Below are 21,846 nucleotides of genomic sequence, written 5' to 3' on the forward strand. Positions count from 1 at the left end.
GCCCCTTCGGTGCGGTTCGCGGCGGTCTCGGACCGAACCGAGATGCGCGATTCCGGAACCCGCGGACTTCGCGGGTGGAATCAACATGCTGCGCATCGGAAAAACATGTGGATCTTGCTCGAAAGCTGTGGACAACTTCAGCATTGTGAATATCTCGGTAGCTCGTCCAGGCGACTTTCAGAGCGCAGACCTTCCGCTACACAGCGTGACGATGCATGCTCGAGTGTGTGCACGGCAGCAATGCTCGGCGTGACCGGGAAACCAAGGAGGCCCATTGTTCCGGAGGGCAGAACCGGTTCCGGACATGCGACGACCCCCGCCGGGGGGGAGAGCGGGGGTCGTCCCCACGGCCGACTCGGGGGGGGAGGAGTCGGACCGGGTTAGCACGGTCGCGAACGATCCGTGACTTCCATGGTGTACCCGAGCGCTCTCTCAGGCAAACCCACCCACCGGGGTTTACGCCGAATGGTGGGCCCCTATGCTCACCTTTGTGGAAAACTGCTTCTCGCCGCGCACAGCAGCCTTCTTTGACCTGGACAAGACGGTCATTGCGAAGTCATCGACACTGACCTTCAGCAAGTCCTTCTACCAAGGCGGGCTGATCAACCGCCGTGCCGTACTGCGCACCGCGTACACACAGTTCGTGTTCCTCGCCGGGGGCGCCGATCACGACCAGATGGAGCGGATGCGCGACTACCTCTCAGCGCTCTGCAAGGGATGGAACGTCCAGCAGGTCAAGGAGCTCGTCGCCGAGACACTGCACGATCTGATCGACCCGATCATCTACGACGAGGCGGCGACCCTGATCGAGGAGCATCACACCGCCGGCCGCGACGTCGTCATCGTGTCGACCTCGGGAGCGGAAGTCGTCGAGCCGATCGGCGAACTGCTCGGCGCCGACCGGGTCGTAGCAACCCGGATGGTCGTCGGCGACGACGGCTGCTTCACAGGCGAGATCGAGTACTACGCCTACGGGCCCACGAAGGCCGAAGCCGTGAAGGCGCTCGCAGTTTCGGAGGGGTACGACCTTTCGCGCTGCTACGCCTACAGCGACTCCGCCACCGACGTGCCCATGCTGGAGTCCGTCGGTCATCCGCATGCGGTCAACCCGGACCGGGCGCTGAGGCGCGAGGCCGTCCTCCGGGAATGGCCGATTCTCGCCTTCGACCGCCCCGTCCGCCTCAAGCAGCGACTGCCTGCGTTCTCCATGCCTCCGCGCCCGGCACTCGTGGCCGCCGCGGCAGTGGGTGCGGCGGCCGTGACAGCCGGGCTCGTCTGGTACGCCAACCGTCGCCGCGCCGCCGCAGTCACCACGTGACACAGCGGGCCGGGCCGATGCGCGCCTGCCCGACCTCCGTGACAGCGCCAGTGTGATCGAACACACGCAGCAGCATGCGATTCGCACCTTTTGAACCCAAAAGTAAAAGAGTGTGGCCAGGACTTCCGCTACCCCCGGTCCTGGAGTACAAAGGACTCAACGGCCCGCGAGACCAGGGACATCCGAGAGGATCACCCTTGCACGCACAGACGGCCCCACGGACCGTGCATGAAAGTCGAGCACCCACGCGACGTCGACCCGTCGATTACGGGCCAGCCGCACCAGGTGACGGGCAAAGAACCTGACCTGATGGGCATATATCGAGGACGCTTGGTAACTGGGCGGACATGCCAGCGGCGGTACCGGATCCGGTACCGCCGCACCCCTTTCCGGCGCCGCCCATTCGGTCGCCGGGACGCTCACTGCCTAGGCGGCGCCGCGCTGCAGCGCCTCGCAGACCGCCGTCGACTCCCTGACTCCGAGTTCCACCGAGCGCCCGCAATGCTCGATCCAGGCAGCCATTCCCTCGGGCTTCCCCGAGAGATAGCCCTCGAAAGCCGCCACGTAGGCCGCTCGCCCCTGTTCCGCATGCCCCACCTCGGCAGGGCAGATCGACTTCGGATCGAGCCCGCTGCCGATCAGTACGATGCGCTCGGCGGTTCGGGCCACCAGGCCGTTGTGTGAGCCGAAGGGCCGCAGGGCCAGCAGTTCACCGTGCACGACAGAGGCCATCACCAGCGCCGGCGCCTCGCTCCCGGCGATGATCAGCTGCGACAGCCCCTCAAGTCGCCCCGCCACCTCGTGTGCATCAGGAAGCGGCGCCTCGACCAGCGGTTCGTCGACCGGTTCGCCCGCCAGCCGGGGCCGGCCGACAGCATCGTCAGGGGACGCCCCACCGGCCGCCACCAGGTGCAGCCGAGCCAGGACCCGCAGCGGGGACTGTCTCCAGATGGAGAGCAGTTGACCCGCCTCCGCCGTCAGCCTCAAGGCCGCCCCGACGGTGCGCGCCTCGGCCTCGCCACTGAAGTCGGTGCGTCGGCGCACCTCCTCCAGATTCCAGTCGGCGCCCGACAGCGCCGCCGAACCGCGGGCGCCACGCAGGGCCGCCTCCGCGGTGACCTCATTGCTGCGTCGCCGCATGACCCGGTGGCCGTAGACCCGGTCCACGGCCTTGCGTACGGAGTCCACCGCATCGGTCACCCCCGGAAGGGCACCCAAGGCGGCAAGCGGGTCCGAGGAAGTCGTACTCATAGGTAGGGAGGCTACGCGCACCCCGTCCGGATACCGCCGGGGAGTGGCCTTCTTCACCAAGCATGACAGCACTGAGCGATGAACCCGCTACCCTAGGTGAACATGAAGATCGCTTTCGTGGGGAAGGGCGGCAGCGGTAAGACAACGCTGTCCTCGCTCTTCATCCGCCACCTCGCTGCCAATGAAGCCCATGTCGTCGCGGTGGACGCCGACATCAACCAGCATCTCGGGGCCGCGCTCGGCCTCGACGAGACGGAAGCCGCCGCCCTGCCCGCCATGGGCGCGCAACTGCCCCTCATCAAGGAGTATCTGCGCGGCACCAACCCCCGCATCGCGTCCACCGAGACGATGATCAAAACGACACCGCCGGGTGAGGGCTCACGGCTGCTGCGCGTCCGCGAGGACAACCCGGTCTACGACGCCTGCGCGCGCACGGTGCGACTGGACGACGGGGACATCCGGCTGATGGTCACGGGTCCGTTCACAGAGTCCGATCTGGGGGTGGCCTGCTACCACTCCAAGGTCGGGGCGGTGGAGCTCTGCCTCAACCACCTGGTCGACGGCCCGGACGACTACGTGGTGGTGGACATGACGGCGGGATCGGACTCGTTCGCCTCGGGGATGTTCACCCGGTTCGACATGACGTTCCTGGTCGCCGAGCCGACCAGGAAGGGCGTCTCCGTCTACCGCCAGTACAAGGAATACGCTCGGGACTTCGGCGTCGCCCTGAAAGTGGTCGGCAACAAGGTTCAGGGCAAGGACGATCTCGACTTCCTGCGTGCGGAGGTAGGCGACGACCTGCTGGTCGGAATCGGTCAGTCGGGCTGGGTCCGCACCATGGAGAAGGGCAGGCCGGCCCCGTTCGATCTGCTGGAGGCGGACAACCGGATGGCTCTGCAGCTTCTGCAGAACGCTGCGGAGGACTCCTACGAGCAGCGCGACTGGGAGCGCTACACGCAGCAGATGGTGCACTTCCATCTGAAGAACGCCGAGAGCTGGGGCAACGAGAAGACGGGCGCCGACCTGGCTGCCCAGGTCGACCCCGCGTTCGTACTGAATGAGCACTGCGCCCACGCGGGCGCCACCCAGCCTGCCTGACCGGCCGGCTCGCTGCATGACCAGCCGGTACGCCACGAGGCCGGCGCCGGGCGGCACGCCCGAAGCCGGTCGGTGACGCCTAGTCCGCGCTCCTGTCCGCGCCCTTGGCTCCCGGCTGGTCCGCCGGCCTCGCAGGCACGGGGCTGCCTGCCGCCTTGCCGGGAGCCGTACCGGCCAGGAAGGCGGCCCAGCCCTGCTCGGGCTCCTGTCCGACCTTCAGCGTTCCGAGCTTGGCGAGGGTCGCCGGGCCCTGCGCGTCGAGCCAGTCGATCAACTGCCGGAAGGAGACACAGCGCACGTCCTGTTGTGTGCACACCGTCTTGATGGTCTCCTCGACGGCACGCATGTACGTGCCACCGTTCCATGACTCGAAATGGTTACCGATGATCAGCGGAGCACGGTTCCCGTTGTAGGCACGGTCGAACGCCTGGAGCAGACCGTCCCTCATCTGGTTGCCCCAGTAGGCGTGCCGACCTGGGTCCCCCTGTGTCGTGCCGGACTGGTTGAACATGAAGTTGTAGTCCATCGAGAGCGTCTCGAAGGCGCGGCCAGGGACCGGGACGAGCTGGAGGGGAAGGTCCCAGACACCGTCCTTCTTCGCAGGCCAGACCTGGTTGCCGACACCACTGGAGTCGTAGCGGAAGCCCATGGTCCGCGCAGCTGCGACCATGTTCTTCTGCCCCTCCAGGCAGGGGGTGCGGGCGCCGACCAGCTCCTGGTCGTAGTCGAAGGGCAGCGGCGCTTCGGCCTTGAGCGCCGGGGAGTTGGTTTTCCAGTTCTTCACGAAGGCCTTCGCCTGGGCGATCTCGCTCTTCCACTCCTCGACCGACCAGGTCCCGACGCCGCCGTCCGGCCCGCAGAAGTGCCCGTTGAAGTGGGTGCCGATCTCGTTGCCGTCCAGCCAGGCGGCGCGTAGTTCCACCAAGGTGTCACGGATGCCCTCGGTGTCGTTGAAGCCGATGTCCGAGCGCCCCGCCGCATGCCGGGGCGGGGCGTAGAGCGCCTTCCTGTCCTCCGGGAGGAGGTACACACCGCTGAGGAAGTACGTCATGTTCGCGTCGTACTTCTTCGCGACTCCGCGGAAGTGCGAGAAGAGCTTCTGACTGTCCTCCCCAGCGCCGTCCCAGGAGAACACCACGAACTGCGGAGGCTTCTGACCGGGCTTCAGGCGCTTCGCCACGGGTTGTTTCGGCTGAGCTCCGGTGAAGGCGGTGGACCCGTCGCCGATGAGCTTGACCGCACCCTTGGGCGCTGCAGCCGGGGAGTGCTCCTGCTTGCCCGGCGCCGCCTCCTTCCCGGTGCCGGAGCCGATTCCGGAGCAGCCCGCCAGGCCGGCGATCAGCGCTGTGGCCACGGCGCCCAGGGCGATCCTCTTCGTTGCGGCCATCATCCGTCCACCCTCTTCCTTGCAGGAGTCGTGCGTTGAAGTGCCGACGTGGCGCGGTCAACATCGCACGCAGTTGCGAGGAACCAGTAAGACAAGATGGAATAAAAGATGCTTATTCACTTGAATGAGTGACTGCATACGCTATGTGCTCGAAAACATGGACACCTTCCTTTACTCTCCATTACGATTCATTTACCGAGAGTTGAGAAATCCCGCCGCTGCACGCCGTGACCCACGGCCGCGTCACTCACATTCCGCGACCGCGCTGCCCCGGAGGAGACGGGACCATGTCTGCCTGCATCCCTACTCGAAATGACCGTTCATCCCGCAGTTCGCGCCCTCCCCGCGCCTCGGGAGTCAAGCGTCCGCACAGTCCGCCCCCCAGGAACGGCCGCCGATTCCGTATCTCGGGCGCCGACCTGTCCGCGTCCCTCACCGTCTTCCTGATCGCCGTCCCCATGTCGCTCGGCCTCGCCGTCGCCATGGATGCCCCACTCGCAGCCGGACTGGTTTCCGCGGTCATCGGCGGCATCGTCGCCGGACTGCTGGGCGGCACACCCCTCCAGGTCAGCGGTCCCTCAGCCGGGCTGACCGTGGTCACAGCCGAGTTGATCCAGGTCTACGGCTGGCGCACCACCTGCGCGATCACCATCGGCGCGGGCCTGCTGCAGATCCTGCTGGGCTCGTTGAGAACAGCCCGCGGGGCGCTCGCCGTCAGCCCCGCCATCGTGCACGGCACGCTCGCCGGCATCGGCGTGGCCATCGCGCTCGCTCAGCTGCACGTTGTGCTCGGCGGGTCCCCCCAGAGTTCCGTTCTCAGCAACGTCCGTACTCTGCCTGATTTGTTGGAGCAGCTCAGCCCGGCCGCACCGCTCATCGGCGCGCTGACCATCGCTCTTCTCGTCCTCTGGCCACGGCTGCCCGGACGCATCGGATCGGCGCTCGGCCGGATTCCGGCCGCCCTCGCGGCAGTCGTCATCGCAACGGCCGTGGCCGCCGTGGCGACACCGGGTATCGCCCGGGTCGACCTGCCCTCCTGGCGCTCGCACGCCCTGCCCGAGCTGCCTCAGGGCCCGGTGGCCGCCCTGGCCACCGCCATGTTCACGGTCATGCTGGTGGCGAGTCTGGAATCCCTCCTCGCCTCCGTCGCCGTGGACAAGTTGACCGCCGACCGGACGGCGGTGCAGCACAGGGACGGAGCCACGCCGCCCGTACCGGTCAAGCGCGCCGATCTCGACCGGGAGCTACGCGCTCAGGGAGCCGCCAACGCATTGGCCGGACTCTTCGGCGGGCTCCCCGTCTCCGGAGGAGCGGTGCGCAGTTCGGCGAACGTACGAGCCGGGGCGACGAGCCGCGCCTCCACGGTGCTGCACGGTGTCTGGGTGCTGATCGCCGCGGTGCTGCTGGTCACGGCCCTCGAATGGATCCCGTTGGCGGCGCTCGCTGCCCTGGTGATGGTCGTCGGCATCCAGATGGTCAGCTTCGCGCACATCCGCAACGTCCACAGACATCGCGAGTTCCTGGTGTACGGGGCCACGATCACCGGTGTGATCGGCGCAGGCGTCCTCGAGGGCGTGGCGATCGGCATCGTCGTGGCGGTGGGCGTCGCCCTGCACCGGCTGGCCCGCACCCGGATCACGGTGTCGGAGCAGGACGGCAGGTATCAGGTGACCGTCCGTGGGCAGTTGACCTTCCTGGCTGTTCCCCGGCTCAGCCGACTGCTCGGACGTCTGCCCCAAGGAGCCGATGCCACCATCGAGTTGGACGGCTTCTTCATGGACCACGCGGCGTACGAGGCGATTCAGGAGTGGTGTACGGCCCAGACGGCCCTGGGCGGACGGATCGCCTTCACCGGGCGCTCGGGCGGCCGGATCGGCGAGCCCCCGTCAGCTGCCCACTCCTGTTGTCGTCCATGGACACCGTGGCGCAACCACCACTGCCACGACAAGGCCGGACATGCCGACGCGGCCGGGGTCCCCGGCACAGCGGTTGCCGTTGCCTCTCCCTCCGCCTCATCGGGTGCTGGAGCCGACCGGCAGGGCGCTCATAGGCTGCTCAGCGGCCTCAGCTCCTTTCAGCGCACCACCGCCCCTCTGGTTCGCGAGGAGTTGGCCCGGCTGGCGGCCGAGGGCCAACAGCCTTCCCAGCTGTTCATCACCTGTGCCGATTCCCGCCTGGTCACCAGCATGATCACCGCGAGTGGGCCCGGCGACCTCTTCACGGTACGGAACGTCGGCAATCTGGTGCCGCCGCCGAACACAGTGAGCGCGATGAGCAACGACGACTCCGTGGCCGCCGCGATCGAGTACGCGGTGGAGGTGCTGGAAGTCGAGTCCATCACCGTCTGCGGGCACTCCGGGTGCGGGGCCATGCAGGCCTTGTTGGGCGCCGCACCTGAGACGGAGGCCCCCCGGACCCCACTGTGGCGCTGGCTGCGGCACGGCCTGCCGAGCCTGGAGCGTATGGGTTCGCGCCACCACTCCTGGGCGCGGATCTCCGGCCGGCTGCCCACCGATGCCGTGGAGCAGCTCTGCCTCACCAACGTGGTCCAGCAGCTGGAACACCTGCGGGCGCACGACTCGGTGGCGCGGCGGCTCGCGGCGGGCACGTTGCAGTTGCACGGCATGTACTTCCACGTGGGCGAGGCCCAGGCCTACCTGCTGGCCGAGGGAGCCAGTTCAGGTACCGGCCCCGACGAGGTGTTCGCCCGGGTCGACCCAGCCTCGGAACCCGGCGCGGAACCGGACACACGGCTCGGCGGCGAGTTCGATACCGGCCCCAGTGTTCGATCCGGTGTGTACCGCGGCCCCGGAGTCCGCCACGCTGCCCCCGACACAGTGGTCGGCGCCTGAACCACACGCGCCACCGGTCCGTGAGACCTTGTGGTCCCGCTTCCGCAAGCAACGCACCACGCTGCTCGCGGAAGCGGGGGCTGTGCTTCTATACACGAAACACAGGTCTAAACCAATTCCGGGCAGACACTTGTCACCCGGCCTGCGGACTGATGAGCTATGACCCGGGACACAACGGACACCCTGGGAATGGGAGATGTCGTGAGCAACGAAAGCCTGGCCAATCTGCTCAAGGAGGAGCGGCGGTTCGCACCGCCTGCCGATCTGGCCGCGAACGCCAACGTGACGGTGGAGGCGTACGAGCAGGCCGATGCGGACCGGCTGGGTTTCTGGGCCGAGCAGGCCCGTCGCCTGACCTGGGCCACGGAGCCGACGGAGACGCTCGACTGGAGCAACCCGCCCTTCGCGAAGTGGTTCGCGGACGGCACGCTCAACGTCGCGTACAACTGCGTGGACCGCCATGTCGAGGCGGGCCACGGCGACCGGGTCGCCATCCACTTCGAGGGCGAGCCGGGCGACAGCCGTGCGATCACGTACGCGGAGCTGAAGGACGAGGTCTCGCGCGCCGCCAACGCCCTCACCGAGCTCGGAGTCGGCAAGGGCGACCGGGTCGCCGTCTATCTGCCGATGATCCCTGAGGCCGCGATCGCGATGCTGGCCTGCGCCCGCATCGGCGCCGCGCACTCGGTGGTCTTCGGCGGCTTCTCCGCGGACGCCATCGCCGCCCGCATCCAGGACGCGGACGCCAAGGTCGTCATCACCGCGGACGGCGGCTACCGCCGGGGCAAGCCCTCCGCGCTCAAGCCGGCCGTGGACGACGCCGTCTCCCGCATCGACAGCATCGAGCACGTCCTCGTGGTCCGGCGCACCGGACAGGACACCGCGTGGACCGAGGGCCGGGACGTCTGGTGGCACGAGATCACGGCCCGGCAGTCGGCCGAGCACACTCCCGAGGCCTTCGAGGCGGAGCACCCTCTCTTCATCCTCTACACCTCGGGCACCACGGGTAAGCCGAAGGGCATCCTGCACACCTCCGGCGGGTACCTCACCCAGACGGCGTACACGCACCACGCGGTCTTCGACCTGAAGCCCGAGTCGGACGTGTACTGGTGCACCGCCGACATCGGCTGGGTGACGGGACACTCGTACATCGTCTACGGGCCGCTGGCCAACGGCGCGACCCAGGTCATGTACGAGGGGACGCCCGACACCCCGCACCAGGGGCGCTTCTGGGAGATCGTCCAGAAGTACGGCGTCACGATCCTCTACACCGCGCCGACCGCGATCCGTACGTTCATGAAGTGGGGAGACGACATCCCCGCCAAGTTCGACCTGTCGTCGCTCCGGGTCCTGGGTTCGGTCGGCGAGCCGATCAACCCCGAGGCCTGGATGTGGTACCGCAAGCACATCGGTGCCGACAGCTGCCCGGTCGTCGACACCTGGTGGCAGACCGAGACAGGCGCGATGATGATCTCGCCGCTCCCCGGAGTCACGGCGACCAAGCCCGGCTCGGCGCAGCGTGCCCTGCCCGGTATCTCCGCGACCGTCGTGGACGACGAGGCCCGCGAGGTGCAGAACGGCGGGGGCGGCTATCTCGTCCTCACCGAGCCCTGGCCGTCGATGCTCCGCACCATCTGGGGCGACGACCAGCGCTTCATCGACACCTACTGGTCCCGCTTCGAGGGCAAGTACTTCGCGGGCGACGGCGCCAAGAAGGACGAGGACGGCGACGTCTGGCTGCTCGGCCGGGTCGACGACGTCATGCTCGTGTCCGGGCACAACATCTCGACCACCGAGGTCGAGTCGGCCCTCGTATCGCACCCGGCGGTCGCCGAAGCGGCCGTGGTCGGCGCGAACGACGAGACGACCGGCCAGGCCATCGTCGCGTTCGTGATCCTGCGCGGCACGGCCACCGCCTCCGAGGAGCTGGTAGCGGAGCTGCGCAACCACGTCGGTGCCACGCTCGGCCCGATCGCCAAGCCCAAGCGGGTCCTCCCGGTGGCCGAGCTGCCGAAGACCCGATCCGGCAAGATCATGCGGCGCCTGCTGCGCGATGTCGCCGAGAACCGCGAGCTGGGTGACGTCACCACACTCACGGATTCGGACAGCGTGCGACGCATCGCCGACAGTCTGAAGCCCGCCGACCCGGCATAGCAGCCGCAGGACCGAAGCCTCCGCCTGGTGCGGGGCTTCGGTCCTGCTCGGGTCACTGTCCCCATGCGTGCGGAGGAACGGAACGCGCAGCCGACGAGGCCGGGCGCCGGTTGTCAGCCCGCCCGGATACGGCCCCTGAATGAGTGGTCACGACATCGGGTGGAGGGGCGGTGTTCCGCGAGGGCTGCGCCCTGACGTTCGTGCGCGGCGTCAGCCGCCGTGAATGATCGGCGGGAACCCCGACTCCATCGTGGACGCGGACATGTCCAGCCGCCGGCTCACCCGCAGCCGAACCGGAAGCGACGGCTGCTCCGGGCAGCGTTCCGGTCCGCTCGTCCAGACCGGCGTCCGGCCCGAGCCCACCGCCAAGTGGGACGACGTGCGCCTGCCCGGCTGACACAGCCGCTTCCGCGTAGGCTCCGACGGCACCTGGCGGCGCCCCGGGTGCCCCTCGGTCGTCCGGGGACGATGCTGGTCAGCGGACGGCGTCGACGGGCGGCGGACTCCGGAGCCGGGTGCGCGTCCGGATCCGTTCCCGGGTGCCCCAGGTAGAGTGAGGGCTTCGTCACCACGCACGTCAGTGCGTCACGACAACTTCACAAAGAGAACTCCACAGGGGCGCCGGGAAGTCTGGTCGGCACGTGTATCCGCCATGCCGTCGCAGCCTTACCCGACCCGGAGGTCTCCCTCGTGGCCGCGCCCGTCCCCCCTCCCTCCCGCCGCACCCTGCTCGGCCGTCTGCCCCTGCCCGAGCGGAACTACGTCGCCGAGGCCCTGCGCACCGAGACGGTGGGCGGCATCATCCTGCTGGTCGCGGCCGTCGCCGCGCTGATCTGGGCGAACACCTTCGGCTCCGGCTACGCGGCCGTCAGCCACTTCCACTTCGGTCCCGAGACCCTGGGGCTCAACCTCTCCGTAGCCCACTGGGCGGCAGACGGCCTGCTCGCGGTCTTCTTCTTCGTCGCGGGCGTCGAGCTCAAGCGCGAGCTGGTCGCGGGCGAGCTGCGCGACCCCAGGGCGGCGGCCCTGCCCGTCGCCGCCGCCCTGTGCGGGATGGCCGTACCCGCTGCCGTCTACGCGCTGACCGCCGCGCTCGGCGGAGGTTCCGCGGCAGGGTGGGCCGTTCCGACCGCCACCGACATCGCGTTCGCTCTCGCCGTCCTCGCTGTGATCGGCACGTCGCTGCCGGCGGCACTGCGCGCGTTCCTCCTCACGCTGGCCGTCGTCGATGACCTGTTCGCGATCCTGATCATCGCGGTCTTCTTCACCGAGGACATCGACTTCCTGGCGCTCGGCGGAGCCTTCCTCTGCCTGGCGGTCTTCTACGCGCTGCTGCGCACGGGGGTCCGTGGCTGGTACGTCTACGTTCCGCTCGCCCTGGTCATCTGGGGCCTGATGTACAACAGCGGTGTCCACGCCACGATCGCCGGTGTCGCCATGGGCCTCATGCTCCGCTGCACCCGGCGCGAGGGCGAGGCGCACTCCCCCGGTGAGCACATCGAGCACTTGGTGCGCCCGCTGTCGGCCGGCGTCGCGGTGCCGCTGTTCGCACTCTTCTCGGCCGGTGTCACTCTCAAGGGCGACGCCCTGGCCGGCGTTTTCACCCGGCCCGAAACGCTCGGTGTGGTTCTCGGTCTGGTCGTCGGGAAGACGATCGGGATCTTCGGTGGCACCTGGCTCGTCGCGCGCTTCACCAAGGCCGAGCTGAACAAGGATCTCGCCTGGGCCGATGTCTTCGCGGTCGCCGCCCTCGCCGGGATCGGATTCACCGTTTCGCTGCTCATCGGGGAGCTCGCGTTCGAGGGCGACGAGGGCATGATCAACGAGGTCAAGGCCGCGGTCCTGCTCGGATCCCTGATTGCCGCCGTACTCTCCGGTGTACTGCTCAGACTCCGGGTACGCAGATACAGGGCCCTGTACGAGGCGGAGGAGCGCGACGAGGACGAATCGGGTGTGCCGGACGTCTACGAGCAGGACGACCCGCAGTACCACCTGCGCATGGCCGCGATATACGAGAGGAAGGCGGCCGAGCATCGCCGCCTTGCCGAACTGGCGGGGGCAGCGAGCGGCAAGCCGGACAGTCCGGCATGATCTGACATCGGATGTACGCAAGAGGAGAGGGAGTCAGGGATGAGCGACCCCGGCAACTACGCGGGCAGCACCGACCGTAGTATCGGCCAGCTGTTCGCCTCGGCCACGGCTGAGATGTCCGCGCTGGTGCATGACGAGATCGCCCTGGCCAAGGCCGAGGTGCGCCAGGACGTCAAGCGCGGTGTGATCGGCAGTGTGGCGTTCATCGTCGCGGGTGTGCTGATCCTGTTCTCGCTTCCCGTGCTGAGCTTCGCGGCCGCCTACTGGATTCACACGTCGGGGCTGGGGCTGGCCTGGTGCTTCGGAATCGTGGGCCTGGCGTTCATTCTGCTGGCGGTCCTGCTCGCCCTGATCGCCATCGCGAAGTTCAAGAAGGTCAAGCCGCCGGAGAAGTCCATCGCTTCGGCCAAGCAGACCGCTGCGGTCCTGCAGGGCGTCAAGCCGCACCCCCGCCCCGCCGTCATCCAGGGTGCGATCGGCCGGGCCCCGGGCAGCACACTCGCGGACAAGGCCATCGAGAACCGTCCGGTCCAGGACAAGGCGGCCTCTGTGGCACGCTCGTCCACATGACCGACCCCGATGTCAACGCGCCCGGCCCGGTGGGACCGACTGCCGGTTCCGGCGGTCCCGTACGTCTCGACGGCCCCTGGACCCACCGCGATGTGGCCGCCAACGGTGCACGCTTCCATATCGCCGAGCTCGGCGACGGGCCGCTGGTGCTGCTGCTGCACGGCTTCCCGCAGTTCTGGTGGACCTGGCGCCACCAGCTGACCGCACTGGCCGACGCCGGATTCCGTGCGGTCGCGATGGACCTGCGCGGCGTCGGCGGCAGCGACCGCACCCCCCGGGGCTACGACCCGGCCAACCTGGCGCTCGACGTCACCGGCGTGATCCGCTCGCTCGGCGAGCCGGACGCGGCGCTGGTCGGTCATGACATGGGCGGCTATCTCGCCTGGACGGCCGCGGTCATGCGGCCGAAGCTGGTGCGACGGCTCGTGGTGTCCTCGATGCCCCATCCGCGTCGCTGGCGGTCCTCGATGCTCTCCGACTTCGCACAGTCCCGGGCCGGCTCGCACATCTGGGGATTCCAGCGTCCATGGGTTCCGGAGCGCCAGCTCGTGGCGGACGACGCGGCGTTGGTCGGCCGCCTCATCCGGGACTGGTCGGGGCCGCGCACCCCGGATTTTCCCGACGACGAGACGGTGGACGTCTACCGGCGCGCGATGTGCATCCCGTCGACGGCGCACTGCGCCATCGAGCCGTACCGCTGGATGGTGCGTTCCCTGGCCCGTCCGGACGGCGTCCAGTTCAACCGCCGGATGAAGCGCCCGGTGCGCGTTCCTACGCTGCACCTGCACGGTTCGCTCGACCCGGCTGTCCGGACCCGTAGTTCCGCGGGGTCGGGCGAGTACGTCGAGGCGCCGTACCGGTGGCGACTTTTCGACGGTCTGGGGCACTTCCCCCACGAGGAGGATCCGGTGGGCTTCTCGACCGAACTCATCAACTGGCTCAAGGATCCCGAGCCCGACCGGTAGCCGATGGGGACAGGTGTCCGACGAACAGCCAATTGCCTGCCGCATAAGCCAATTGGCTGACTCGCGCGCGATTACCGACCTTGGGTCACGGGCAGACGTCGGGGTATGGGCTGGACGCGCGACTTCAACGACGCAGCACGCAACCACCGCTCGACCGCTTCCGCTGGTCAGAGCACTCATGAGGGGGGCGGCTCCGTGAGCCAGGTGCACGATGCGAGTGATTCTCACGATCTCCGGCTGGGCATTCCGCGCATCCTCCACCGCCGGGCCCGCTGGGTCTCGGCGCGGCTGCGCCATCCCCGCGGATGACACGTCGGCCGGTACGCCACGCACGGCCCCCCCTCAGCCCCTGAGACCTCAGGGTCCTGCGTGGTCCGCCCGCCGCAGCCCGGTGCGGAAGCAGTCGGGCGGCGGCAGGTCCCCGGCCGCGGCGCCTGGATGATCAATTCGAAAGGTCAGTGGTCGCAGGCGGTCAGTTCCCGATGACCGGCCGGCCTGTGTGCTCGTTGCTCGTCGTGCCGAACCCGGCGGTCAGCGCGAGCCCGCCGCAGGAGACGGACCATCACCCCGCCGAGGGAGCGGCCTCGATGGCACCGTGCACCCCGCAAGGGCCGCGGTGGCGGGGAAATGTGTCGCCTTTCGGGTGCAGCGGACCGTACCGTCGCCTCCATGCAGCTGCTCTCCGTCAATGTCGGCAGGCCACGCCCCAACCCCTGGAAGGGTCTCAGCGCCACGGGTATCGACAAGCGGCCCGTTGACGGCCCGGTCGCCGTGGCCGCCCCTGGCCCCAAGGGCACCGGCACGGTCGGTCTCGTCGGCGATCGGGTCTACGACGTGCAGCACCATGGTGGCTGCGACCAGGCCGTCTACGCCTACGCCCGCGAGGACCTCGACCGGTGGGAGGCCGAGTTGGGCAAGCCGCTGGCGAACGGCGTCTTCGGGGAGAATCTCTCGACTGTCGGCCTGGACGTCAACGGTGCTCTGATCGGCGAGCGCTGGCGCATCGGGCCGGATGTCGTCCTGGAGGTGTCGTGCCCGCGGATCCCGTGTGCGACGTTCCAGGGCTGGCTGGAGCGTGACGGCTGGATCAAGCGGTTCACGCAGGCCGCGCTGCCGGGCGCGTATCTGCGTGTGGTCGAGCCGGGCGACATCCGTGCCGCCGACCCGGTGCGGATCGTGTACCGGCCCGACCACGACGTGACCGTCGCGCTCGCGTTCCGCGCGATGACACGGGAACCGGAACTGCTGCCGCGGCTGCTGGTCGCCGACGCGCTGCCGGAAGAGGACAAGGAACGGGCCCGCAGACGTATCACCGCGTAGACGAGCGAGTTCAGGCGTTCGACCGCGCCCATGGTGAAGGCTTTCACCCGCAACTGGCCCCGTACCGACCGAAGGCGGGCATGGTGCACCGCGGCGCACGACGCGGAGCTGGTGACCCTGGCAGTGATACAGGCGCTGCTCGCCCTCACACCCGAGGCACGCTGGATCCGTCATGCCCGCGCCCGCGTGCGGCACCTGTTCCCGTGCACCCGCCCCGGCAGCCCGGCCACAACGAGCGGCTGCGCAGGTACACCGGCCTGATCCAGCAGGTCATACTCCTGCTGGCCATCGACACCACGCTGTGGACCGTTGCCGTGTGGGTGGTGGACTCCCCTCGGTGGAGTGCGAGCGCTCGCGCGAGACCGTCAAACCCTCCGACCTTGCCGAATGGGCCGAGTACGGCTACGGAGCCGGCCATTCGCGGTTCTTCGGGGCCTGCCGCTGCCCCTGGTGCGCATGCCGCACGGCCTGTCCGCCGCCTTCGCGCTGACCGGGGCGAGGCCGACGAGCACGGGACCTTGCCCGCCATGTTCGAAGTCGAGCCCGGCCTGCTCACCGGCCGGGCAGGGTAGACGTTGATCGGCGACATGAGCCACTTCGGGGGACTGCGAACGCCAGCTCGCGGGGACATCCGCTGTTGCCGCCGGCCCGCAAGGGCGAGGCCGAGCAAGCCTGGTCACACGTGTTCAAGCCGCTTCGGCAGGCGACCGGGTCGATCAACGAGTCCCTCAAAGGCCGGCTCGACCGCGACCGCCACCGGCGGCCGGACCCCGGGGGGGTGACGGTCCGCGTCCTGCAGCGGCTCCTCTCGCCGGCCTCCGGCACAACGATCACACCGGCCGGCCCGTCATGCGCGCACCGGCCGCCTACGACCACCGCACCCCTCGGAATCGATCGTCTAGAGCGCGCAGCCCTGGCTGTCGACCTGCTGGGCCGCGGACCTGCCGAGCTCGATGTCCTCGCGGATCTCGTCGGCCGTCAAGGCGTACCCCGTGTCCGGGTCGTCGAGCGACTTCGCGAACACCACTCCGTACACCTTGCCGTCCGGAGTCAGCAGCGGGCCACCGGAGTTGCCCTGGCGGACGGTCGCGAACAACGAATAGACATCGCGCTGCACGGTGCCCCGGTGGTAGATGTCCGGGCCGTCGGCGTCGATGCGGCCGCGGATGCGGGCGGAGCGTACGTCGTAGGCGCCGTTCTCCGGGAAGCCGGCGACGATCGCGCCGTCACCGCTCTCGGCGTCGTTCTCGGTGTCGGTGAAGCGCAGCGGCTTCGCGTCGAGGTCCGGGACGTCGAGCACGGCGATGTCCCGCGCCCAGTCGTAGAGGACGACCTTCGCGTCGTACAGCCGGCCTTCGCCGCCGATCTGGACGGTCGGCTCGTCGACGCCGCCCACCACATGGGCGTTGGTCATCACGCGTCGGTCCGAGAAGACGAAGCCGGTGCCTTCGAGGACCTTTCCGCAGCTCGGTGCCATGCCGACGACCTTGACGATGGACTTCTTGGCGCGGGCGGCGACGGGGCTGCCCGCCAGGGCCGGATCCGGGGCCTTGACCTCGGTGATGGGCTCGTTGGCGAACGGGCTGAAGACCTGCGGGAAGCCGTTCTGCGCGAGGACGGAGGAGAAGTCCGTGAACCAGTTGGAGGCCTGATCGGGCATCACCCTGGAGACTCCGAGCAGGACCGAGGAGCTACGGACCTCCTTGCCCAGCGTCGGCAGTGTCGTGCCCGCGAGTGCGGAGCCGATCAGCCAGGCGACGAGCAGCATGGCCACCACGTTGACCAGGGAACCGCCGGTGGCGTCCAGGGCGCGCGCCGGCGACCACGTGATGTATCTGCGGAGTCTGTTGCCCAGATGCGTGGTGAAGGCCTGGCCGACGGAGGCGCAGACGATCACGATCACGACCGCGACGACGGCGGCGGTGGAAGAGACTTCCGATCCGTCGGTCAGCCGGTCCCAGATCACCGGCAGCAGGTAGACGGCGACCAGGCCGCCCCCCAGGAAGCCGATCACGGACAGGATCCCGACGACGAAACCCTGGCGGTAGCCGATGACCGCGAACCACACGGCACCGACCAGCAGCAGGATGTCCAGCACGTTCACCGTCTATAGCCTCGCAGATTCGTCACCTGGCCCGTCCGGTTCGACGGGGTCCGGGCCAGGCCCGGAACAGCGCAGCACGGGAGTCAGCCTGTCATGCGCGCCAGTCGAGCGGCACCTGCTTGGTCCGGTCCCAGGGGCGTTCCCACCCCGCGTAGTGCACGATCCGGTCGATCACGCCGGCCGTGAAACCCCAGACCAGTGCGGATTCGACCAGAAATGCCGGGCCTTGCAGACCGCTCGGATGGATCGCTGTCGCGCGGTTGGCCGGATCCGTGAGATCCGCCACGGGGACGGTGAAGACCCTGGCGGTCTCGGCAGGATCAACCACTCCCACCGGGCTCGGCTCCCGCCACCAGCCGAGGACGGGTGTGACGACGAAGCTGCTGACCGGGATGTAGAGCCGGGGCAGCACACCGAAGAGCTGGACACCCCCCGGATCGAGGCCCGTCTCCTCCTGGGCCTCCCGCAGCGCGGCCCTGAGCGGTCCGGTGGTGGCACGGTCGCCGTCCTCCGGGTCGAGCGAGCCCCCCGGGAAGGACGGCTGGCCCGCATGGGAGCGCAGGGAGCTGGAGCGCTCCATCAGGAGCAGCTCGGGCCCGCACTCGCCCTCGCCGAAGAGGATCAGCACCGCGGACTGGCGTCCGGCCCCGCTCTCGGGCGGCAGGAACTGGCTGAGCTGCTGGGCCCGGACGCTCCGTGCCGCCCGGGCCACGGGGTCGAGCCAGCCGGGCAGCCCTTCTGTGGTGACGGTGATCGCGCTGTCGTGGGGCGCGCTCGTCCCTGTGGTGACCGCTCCCAGCGCGGCCCGTGTGCTCTGTGCGTGCGTCATGTGCACCCCCGTCGTTCCAACGCCTGCCGTCGGCGGATTCGTTCCGAGCGGCCCCCTGCACCACCCGCGGGAGTGGTGTCGTTCACCCGGCTCCCAAGGGTGGGGCGGGGCTGCCCGGATAGTCCGGGGGCGGGCTGAGCCGTTGTCCCGGATAGCCGCCCATCTCGTATTTCAGGAGCTTCCTGGCCTTCTCGGGATCCGTCTCGCCCTCGCCGTACGCCGGGCAGAGCGGGGCGACCGGGCAGGCCCCGCAGGCCGGCTTGCGGGAGTGGCAGATGCGGCGGCCGTGGAAGACGACGCGGTGCGAGAGCATGGTCCACTCGCTCTTCGGGAAGATCTCGGCGACCTCCGCCTCGACCTTCTCCGGGTCTTCCTGCTCGGTCCACCTCCAGCGGCGGACCAGTCGGCCGAAGTGGGTGTCCACGGTGATGCCGGGCACACCGAACGCGTTGCCGAGCACGACGTTGGCCGTCTTGCGGCCGACGCCGGGCAGGGTCACGAGATCCTCGAGGCGGCCCGGGACCTCGCCGCCGAAATTGTCCCGGAGGGATGCCGACAGCCCTATCAGGGACCGCGCCTTGGCCCGGAAGAATCCGGTCGGCCGGATGATCTCCTCCAGCTCCTCGGGGACGGCGGCGGCCATGTCCTCGGGAGTCGGGTAGGCGGCGAAGAGCGCGGGAGTGGTCTGGTTGACCCTCAGGTCGGTGGTCTGGGCGGAGAGCACCGTGGCGACCAGAAGCTCGAAAGGATTGCGGAAATCCAGCTCGGGGTGCGCGTACGGATAGATCTCGGCGAGTTCGCGGTTGATCCGACGGGCGCGCCGGACCATGGCGAGATGCGACTCCGGCTTACCGGGCTTCTTCGCGGTGCCGGTCGTGGGCTCCGCCGCCGCCTTCCTCGCGGGCTTCTTCGCGGGCCCGGTCGTGGGCTCTGTCACCGACTTCTTCACAGCCTTCTTCGCGGTCTTCTTCACCGGCCGGGACCGAGTCGCACCGGCTGCGCGCGGCGTCCCCGTCGATCGCGGCGCACCGGCACCCTGTGCGGCCGGCTCGGCGGGCCTGCCCGACTCTGCCTCAGGGAGTTCTGTCGCTTTTCTCCGACTTCGCGCAGGCTGTTCACCCACAGCGGAATTTCCGTCTTCCGGCACCCCATCAGCCCTCTCTGCCTGCGCTCCCACCGGCGTTCCGGACACCCGGCCAGCCTAGAGCCAGGGGCTGACATCTGCCCCGGTCACCGCTCATCCACGCCCAATCAGCCCCCTGCCGTAGGGCCCGGCACGCCCGTGCGTCAAACTGGTTTGTGATCGATCGCACTGTTTTACCGTCCGGCATCATGGGGACCACGGTTCCCTGAACAGGCCGACAAGGAGAGAACTCGTGGACGACGTTCTGCGGCGCGCCCCGCTTTTCGCGGCGCTCGATGATGAGCAGGCCGCGGAGCTCCGCGCCTCGATGAGTGAGGTGACCCTCGCACGCGGTGACGCGCTGTTCCACGAGGGCGACCCGGGCGACCGCCTGTATGTGGTCACCGAAGGCAAGGTGAAGCTCCACCGCACCTCCCCCGACGGCCGGGAGAACATGCTGGCCGTCCTCGGCCCCGGCGAGCTCATCGGGGAACTGTCACTCTTCGACCCGGGTCCGCGCACCGCGACCGCGACGGCGCTCACCGAGGTCAAGCTCCTCGGCCTCGGCCACGGTGACCTCCAGCCCTGGCTGAACGCCCGTCCCGAGGTGGCCACCGCCCTGTTGCGGGCCGTCGCCCGCAGGCTGCGCAAGACCAACGACCAGATGTCCGACCTGGTCTTCTCCGACGTGCCGGGCCGCGTCGCCCGCGCGCTCCTCGATCTGTCGCGTCGCTTCGGCGTCCAGTCGGAGGAGGGCATCCACGTGGTGCACGACCTGACCCAGGAGGAGCTGGCCCAGCTGGTCGGCGCTTCCCGCGAGACGGTCAACAAGGCCCTCGCCGACTTCGCGGGCCGCGGCTGGCTGCGGCTCGAGGCCCGGGCCGTGATCCTGCTGGACGTGGAGCGGCTGGCGAAGCGGTCCCGCTGACGCCGCCCTGCCTCGTACGCTCACCGAAAGGGCCTCACCGTGCGGTGGGGCCCTTGCGCGTGCCCGGGGGCAGCCCTGCGGGCCGTGACTCAGATCAGGCCGCGCTCGGTCAGGTACTCCAGCTGGGCCCGTACCGACAGCTCCGCCGCCGGCCACAGGGAACGGTCCACGTCCGCGTACACCGTGGCCACGATCTCCGCGGGCGTCCGGTGTCCGGCCTCCACGGCCGTCTCGACCTGGGCGAGGCGGTGCGCCCGGTGAGCGAGGTAGAACTCGACGGCCCCCTGGGCGTCCTCCAGCACCGGCCCGTGCCCGGGAAGCACCGTGTGGACCCCGTCGTCGACGGTCAGCGAACGCAGCCGCCGCAGTGTGTCCAGGTAGTCGCCGAGCCGCCCGTCCGGGTGCGCGACGAGCGTCGTGCCGCGCCCGAGGATCGTGTCGCCCGTCAGCACCGCCCGGTCGGCGGGCAGGTGGAAGGAGAGCGAGTCCGCGGTGTGTCCCGGGGTGGGGACGACCCGGAGCTCGAGCCCTCCCGTGGTGATCACGTCACCGGCCGTCAGCCCCTCGTCCCCGAGCCGCAGGGCCGCGTCCAGGGCGCGCACCTTCGTACGCGTGAGTTCGGCGAAGCGGGCCGCGCCCTCCGCGTGGTCGGGGTGGCCGTGGGTGAGCAGGGTGAGACCGATGCGCCGCCCCGCCCTCTCCGCGGCGTCGATGACGGTCCGCAGGTGCGTGTCGTCGAGCGGCCCCGGATCGATCACGACCGCGAGGTCGGAGTCCGGCTCCGCGACGATCCAGGTGTTGGTGCCGTCCAGCGTCATCGCCGAGGCGTTGGGGGCCAGGACGTTGACCGTACGGGTGGTGGCAGAGCCGGAGAGCACCCCGCCGCGGGGCTGTCCGGGCAGGGCTGCCGCGTCGCTCATGCGGTGCCGCCGTCCGTGCCGGTGCCTCCGCCGTCCGCGGAGACGGGGACGGAAGGGATGTGCTGGGTGAACTCGGCGTACCCGGGCCAGCTCAGCACCAGCTCGCCGCCCTCCATCCGGGCCTCTGCCAGTACGGGAGCGAGGCTCTGGGAATCCGCTGCCTCCAGCGCCTCGGCGGCCGTACCGTACGGGCTCAGTGCCCGCAGCGTGGCCACGGTGGGCGGCATCATCAGCAGTTCGCCCCGGTCGTAGCGGTCCGCGGCGTCACCGGGCCGGATCCAGACCGTCCGGTCGGCCTCGGTCGAGGCGTTCCGGGTGCGTTGCCCTTCCGGCAGCGCCGCGACGAAGAACCAGGTGTCGTACCGGCGCGGTTCGAATGCCGGAGTGATCCAGCGGGCCCATGCGCCCAGCAGGTCGGAGCGCAGCACCAGGCCCCGGCGGTCGAGGAAACCGGCGAAGGACAGCTCGCGGGCTACGAGGGCCTCACGGTCGGCCTCCCAGTCGGCGCCCGTGGTGTCGCTCACGACGGTGTCCGCGGTGGATCCGGCCAGCAGGACGCCCGCTTCCTCGTACGTCTCCCGGACCGCCGCGCAGACGACGGCCTGTGCCTCGGTGACCGTGTCCACGCCCAGCCGCTCCGCCCAGGTCTGAAGGGACGGTCCCGCCCAGTCCACGAGGTGGTCGTCGTCGCGCGGGTCGACGCCGCCACCCGGATAGGCGTACGCACCCCCGGCGAAGGCCATGGAGGTGCGCCGGCGCAGCATGTGGACGGCGGGACCGGGGGTCCCCGCCCCGGACGCGTCGTCCCGCAGCAGCATCACCGTGGCCGCCCGCCTGGGGCGCACGGCTGTCAGCTCGCCGCTGGCGAGGGCCCTGATCCGGGCGGGCCATTCCGGTGGGTACCACTGACCGTTGGACATGGCCGGAGGCTATCCG

The 21,846-nt window shown here is 69.4% G+C and carries 18 protein-coding genes; 11 read left to right on the forward strand and 7 right to left on the reverse strand.

Translation table 11 applies throughout. The features are described from left to right. The first annotated feature begins 478 nt into the window (after positions 1-478). Positions 479-1,318, forward strand: a complete 840-nt coding sequence (locus tag AB0F38_RS25150; RefSeq protein WP_361897550.1) for an HAD-IB family hydrolase — start codon at positions 479-481, stop codon at positions 1,316-1,318. A gap of 426 nt (positions 1,319-1,744) precedes the next feature. Here the strand turns inward: AB0F38_RS25150 and AB0F38_RS25155 are convergent, their stop codons facing one another. Next, a complete protein-coding gene (locus AB0F38_RS25155) occupies positions 1,745-2,569 on the reverse strand; it encodes an oxidoreductase (protein WP_361897552.1) in 825 nt (274 codons plus the stop codon). A 102-nt stretch (positions 2,570-2,671) separates the two neighbouring features. On the opposite strand from AB0F38_RS25155, the gene AB0F38_RS25160 reads away from it, so the two are divergent. Further along, on the forward strand, positions 2,672-3,667 hold the full coding sequence (locus AB0F38_RS25160) for an ATP-binding protein (RefSeq protein ID WP_361897555.1): 996 nt from the start codon (positions 2,672-2,674) through the stop codon (positions 3,665-3,667). A 79-nt stretch (positions 3,668-3,746) separates the two neighbouring features. Here the strand turns inward: AB0F38_RS25160 and AB0F38_RS25165 are convergent, their stop codons facing one another. After that, on the reverse strand, positions 3,747-5,057 hold the full coding sequence (locus tag AB0F38_RS25165; RefSeq protein WP_361897558.1) for a hypothetical protein: 1,311 nt from the start codon (positions 5,055-5,057) through the stop codon (positions 3,747-3,749). A gap of 284 nt (positions 5,058-5,341) precedes the next feature. Between AB0F38_RS25165 and AB0F38_RS25170 the strand changes: the two genes are divergently transcribed. The 8 genes from AB0F38_RS25170 to AB0F38_RS25205 all read left to right on the forward strand — a co-directional run bounded on the left by AB0F38_RS25170 (position 5,342) and on the right by AB0F38_RS25205 (position 15,006). Then, on the forward strand, positions 5,342-7,906 hold the full coding sequence (locus AB0F38_RS25170) for a bifunctional SulP family inorganic anion transporter/carbonic anhydrase (RefSeq protein WP_361897560.1): 2,565 nt from the start codon (positions 5,342-5,344) through the stop codon (positions 7,904-7,906). A 159-nt stretch (positions 7,907-8,065) separates the two neighbouring features. Continuing rightward, positions 8,066-10,060 carry an acetate--CoA ligase gene (gene acs / locus AB0F38_RS25175; RefSeq protein WP_361897563.1) on the forward strand — a complete coding sequence of 665 codons (1,995 nt, stop codon included), beginning with the start codon at positions 8,066-8,068 and terminating at the stop codon, positions 10,058-10,060. Between the two features lie 223 nt (positions 10,061-10,283). Further along, the gene (locus AB0F38_RS25180) at positions 10,284-10,457 is read left to right on the forward strand and encodes a hypothetical protein (RefSeq protein ID WP_361897566.1); all 174 of its coding nucleotides are present in this window, start codon (positions 10,284-10,286) and stop codon (positions 10,455-10,457) included. A gap of 293 nt (positions 10,458-10,750) precedes the next feature. Next, a complete protein-coding gene (gene nhaA, locus AB0F38_RS25185) occupies positions 10,751-12,151 on the forward strand; it encodes a Na+/H+ antiporter NhaA (RefSeq protein ID WP_361897568.1) in 1,401 nt (466 codons plus the stop codon). A gap of 39 nt (positions 12,152-12,190) precedes the next feature. Then, positions 12,191-12,721: a phage holin family protein gene (locus tag AB0F38_RS25190; RefSeq protein WP_361897571.1), complete on the forward strand. Its 531-nt coding sequence runs from the start codon at positions 12,191-12,193 to the stop codon at positions 12,719-12,721. Continuing rightward, a complete protein-coding gene (locus AB0F38_RS25195; protein ID WP_361897574.1) occupies positions 12,718-13,686 on the forward strand; it encodes an alpha/beta hydrolase in 969 nt (322 codons plus the stop codon). Before AB0F38_RS25190 ends, AB0F38_RS25195 begins: the two co-directional genes overlap by 4 nt. A 105-nt stretch (positions 13,687-13,791) precedes the next feature. Further along, the gene (locus AB0F38_RS25200) at positions 13,792-13,995 is read left to right on the forward strand and encodes a hypothetical protein (RefSeq protein WP_361897577.1); all 204 of its coding nucleotides are present in this window, start codon (positions 13,792-13,794) and stop codon (positions 13,993-13,995) included. Positions 13,996-14,355: 360 nt separating this feature from the next. After that, complete coding sequence (locus AB0F38_RS25205; protein WP_361897580.1) at positions 14,356-15,006, forward strand: MOSC domain-containing protein; 651 nt, start codon at positions 14,356-14,358, stop codon at positions 15,004-15,006. 898 nt (positions 15,007-15,904) lie between these two features. Here AB0F38_RS25205 and AB0F38_RS25210 read toward each other — a convergent pair. From AB0F38_RS25210 to nth, 3 genes are all read right to left on the reverse strand, one after another. Further along, the gene (locus tag AB0F38_RS25210; RefSeq protein ID WP_361897583.1) at positions 15,905-17,110 is read right to left on the reverse strand and encodes a MarP family serine protease; all 1,206 of its coding nucleotides are present in this window, start codon (positions 17,108-17,110) and stop codon (positions 15,905-15,907) included. A 91-nt stretch (positions 17,111-17,201) separates the two neighbouring features. Beyond that, complete coding sequence (locus AB0F38_RS25215) at positions 17,202-17,939, reverse strand: CoA pyrophosphatase (protein WP_361897586.1); 738 nt, start codon at positions 17,937-17,939, stop codon at positions 17,202-17,204. Between the two features lie 82 nt (positions 17,940-18,021). Beyond that, positions 18,022-18,912 carry an endonuclease III gene (gene nth / locus AB0F38_RS25220; protein WP_361897589.1) on the reverse strand — a complete coding sequence of 297 codons (891 nt, stop codon included), beginning with the start codon at positions 18,910-18,912 and terminating at the stop codon, positions 18,022-18,024. 403 nt (positions 18,913-19,315) lie between these two features. On the opposite strand from nth, the gene AB0F38_RS25225 reads away from it, so the two are divergent. Beyond that, a complete protein-coding gene (locus AB0F38_RS25225) occupies positions 19,316-19,990 on the forward strand; it encodes a Crp/Fnr family transcriptional regulator (RefSeq protein WP_014046869.1) in 675 nt (224 codons plus the stop codon). Positions 19,991-20,079: 89 nt separating this feature from the next. Here the strand turns inward: AB0F38_RS25225 and AB0F38_RS25230 are convergent, their stop codons facing one another. Beyond that, the gene (locus AB0F38_RS25230) at positions 20,080-20,910 is read right to left on the reverse strand and encodes an MBL fold metallo-hydrolase (RefSeq protein WP_361897592.1); all 831 of its coding nucleotides are present in this window, start codon (positions 20,908-20,910) and stop codon (positions 20,080-20,082) included. Next, entirely contained in the window at positions 20,907-21,830 is a 924-nt protein-coding gene (locus tag AB0F38_RS25235) for an NUDIX hydrolase (RefSeq protein WP_361897594.1), read from the reverse strand. Before AB0F38_RS25235 ends, AB0F38_RS25230 begins: the two co-directional genes overlap by 4 nt. Between the last annotated feature and the right edge of the window lie 16 nt (positions 21,831-21,846).

The sequence above is a fragment of the Streptomyces sp. NPDC025273 genome (assembly GCF_040638585.1).
GTDB lineage: Bacteria > Actinomycetota > Actinomycetes > Streptomycetales > Streptomycetaceae > Streptomyces > Streptomyces cinereorectus.

Bases quoted from the DNA above. Each gene is read 5' to 3' on its own strand.
- AB0F38_RS25150 (WP_361897550.1), top strand. From the start codon at position 479: ATGCTCACCTTTGTGGAAAACTGCTTCTCGCCGCGCACAGCAGCCTTC.
- AB0F38_RS25155 (WP_361897552.1), bottom strand. From the start codon at position 2,569: ATGAGTACGACTTCCTCGGACCCGCTTGCCGCCTTGGGTGCCCTTCCG.
- AB0F38_RS25160 (WP_361897555.1), top strand. From the start codon at position 2,672: ATGAAGATCGCTTTCGTGGGGAAGGGCGGCAGCGGTAAGACAACGCTG.
- AB0F38_RS25165 (WP_361897558.1), bottom strand. From the start codon at position 5,057: ATGATGGCCGCAACGAAGAGGATCGCCCTGGGCGCCGTGGCCACAGCG.
- AB0F38_RS25170 (WP_361897560.1), top strand. From the start codon at position 5,342: ATGTCTGCCTGCATCCCTACTCGAAATGACCGTTCATCCCGCAGTTCG.
- acs (WP_361897563.1), top strand. From the start codon at position 8,066: ATGACCCGGGACACAACGGACACCCTGGGAATGGGAGATGTCGTGAGC.
- AB0F38_RS25180 (WP_361897566.1), top strand. From the start codon at position 10,284: ATGATCGGCGGGAACCCCGACTCCATCGTGGACGCGGACATGTCCAGC.
- AB0F38_RS25190 (WP_361897571.1), top strand. From the start codon at position 12,191: ATGAGCGACCCCGGCAACTACGCGGGCAGCACCGACCGTAGTATCGGC.
- AB0F38_RS25195 (WP_361897574.1), top strand. From the start codon at position 12,718: ATGACCGACCCCGATGTCAACGCGCCCGGCCCGGTGGGACCGACTGCC.
- AB0F38_RS25200 (WP_361897577.1), top strand. From the start codon at position 13,792: ATGGGCTGGACGCGCGACTTCAACGACGCAGCACGCAACCACCGCTCG.
- AB0F38_RS25205 (WP_361897580.1), top strand. From the start codon at position 14,356: ATGCAGCTGCTCTCCGTCAATGTCGGCAGGCCACGCCCCAACCCCTGG.
- AB0F38_RS25215 (WP_361897586.1), bottom strand. From the start codon at position 17,939: ATGACGCACGCACAGAGCACACGGGCCGCGCTGGGAGCGGTCACCACA.
- AB0F38_RS25230 (WP_361897592.1), bottom strand. From the start codon at position 20,910: ATGAGCGACGCGGCAGCCCTGCCCGGACAGCCCCGCGGCGGGGTGCTC.
- AB0F38_RS25235 (WP_361897594.1), bottom strand. From the start codon at position 21,830: ATGTCCAACGGTCAGTGGTACCCACCGGAATGGCCCGCCCGGATCAGG.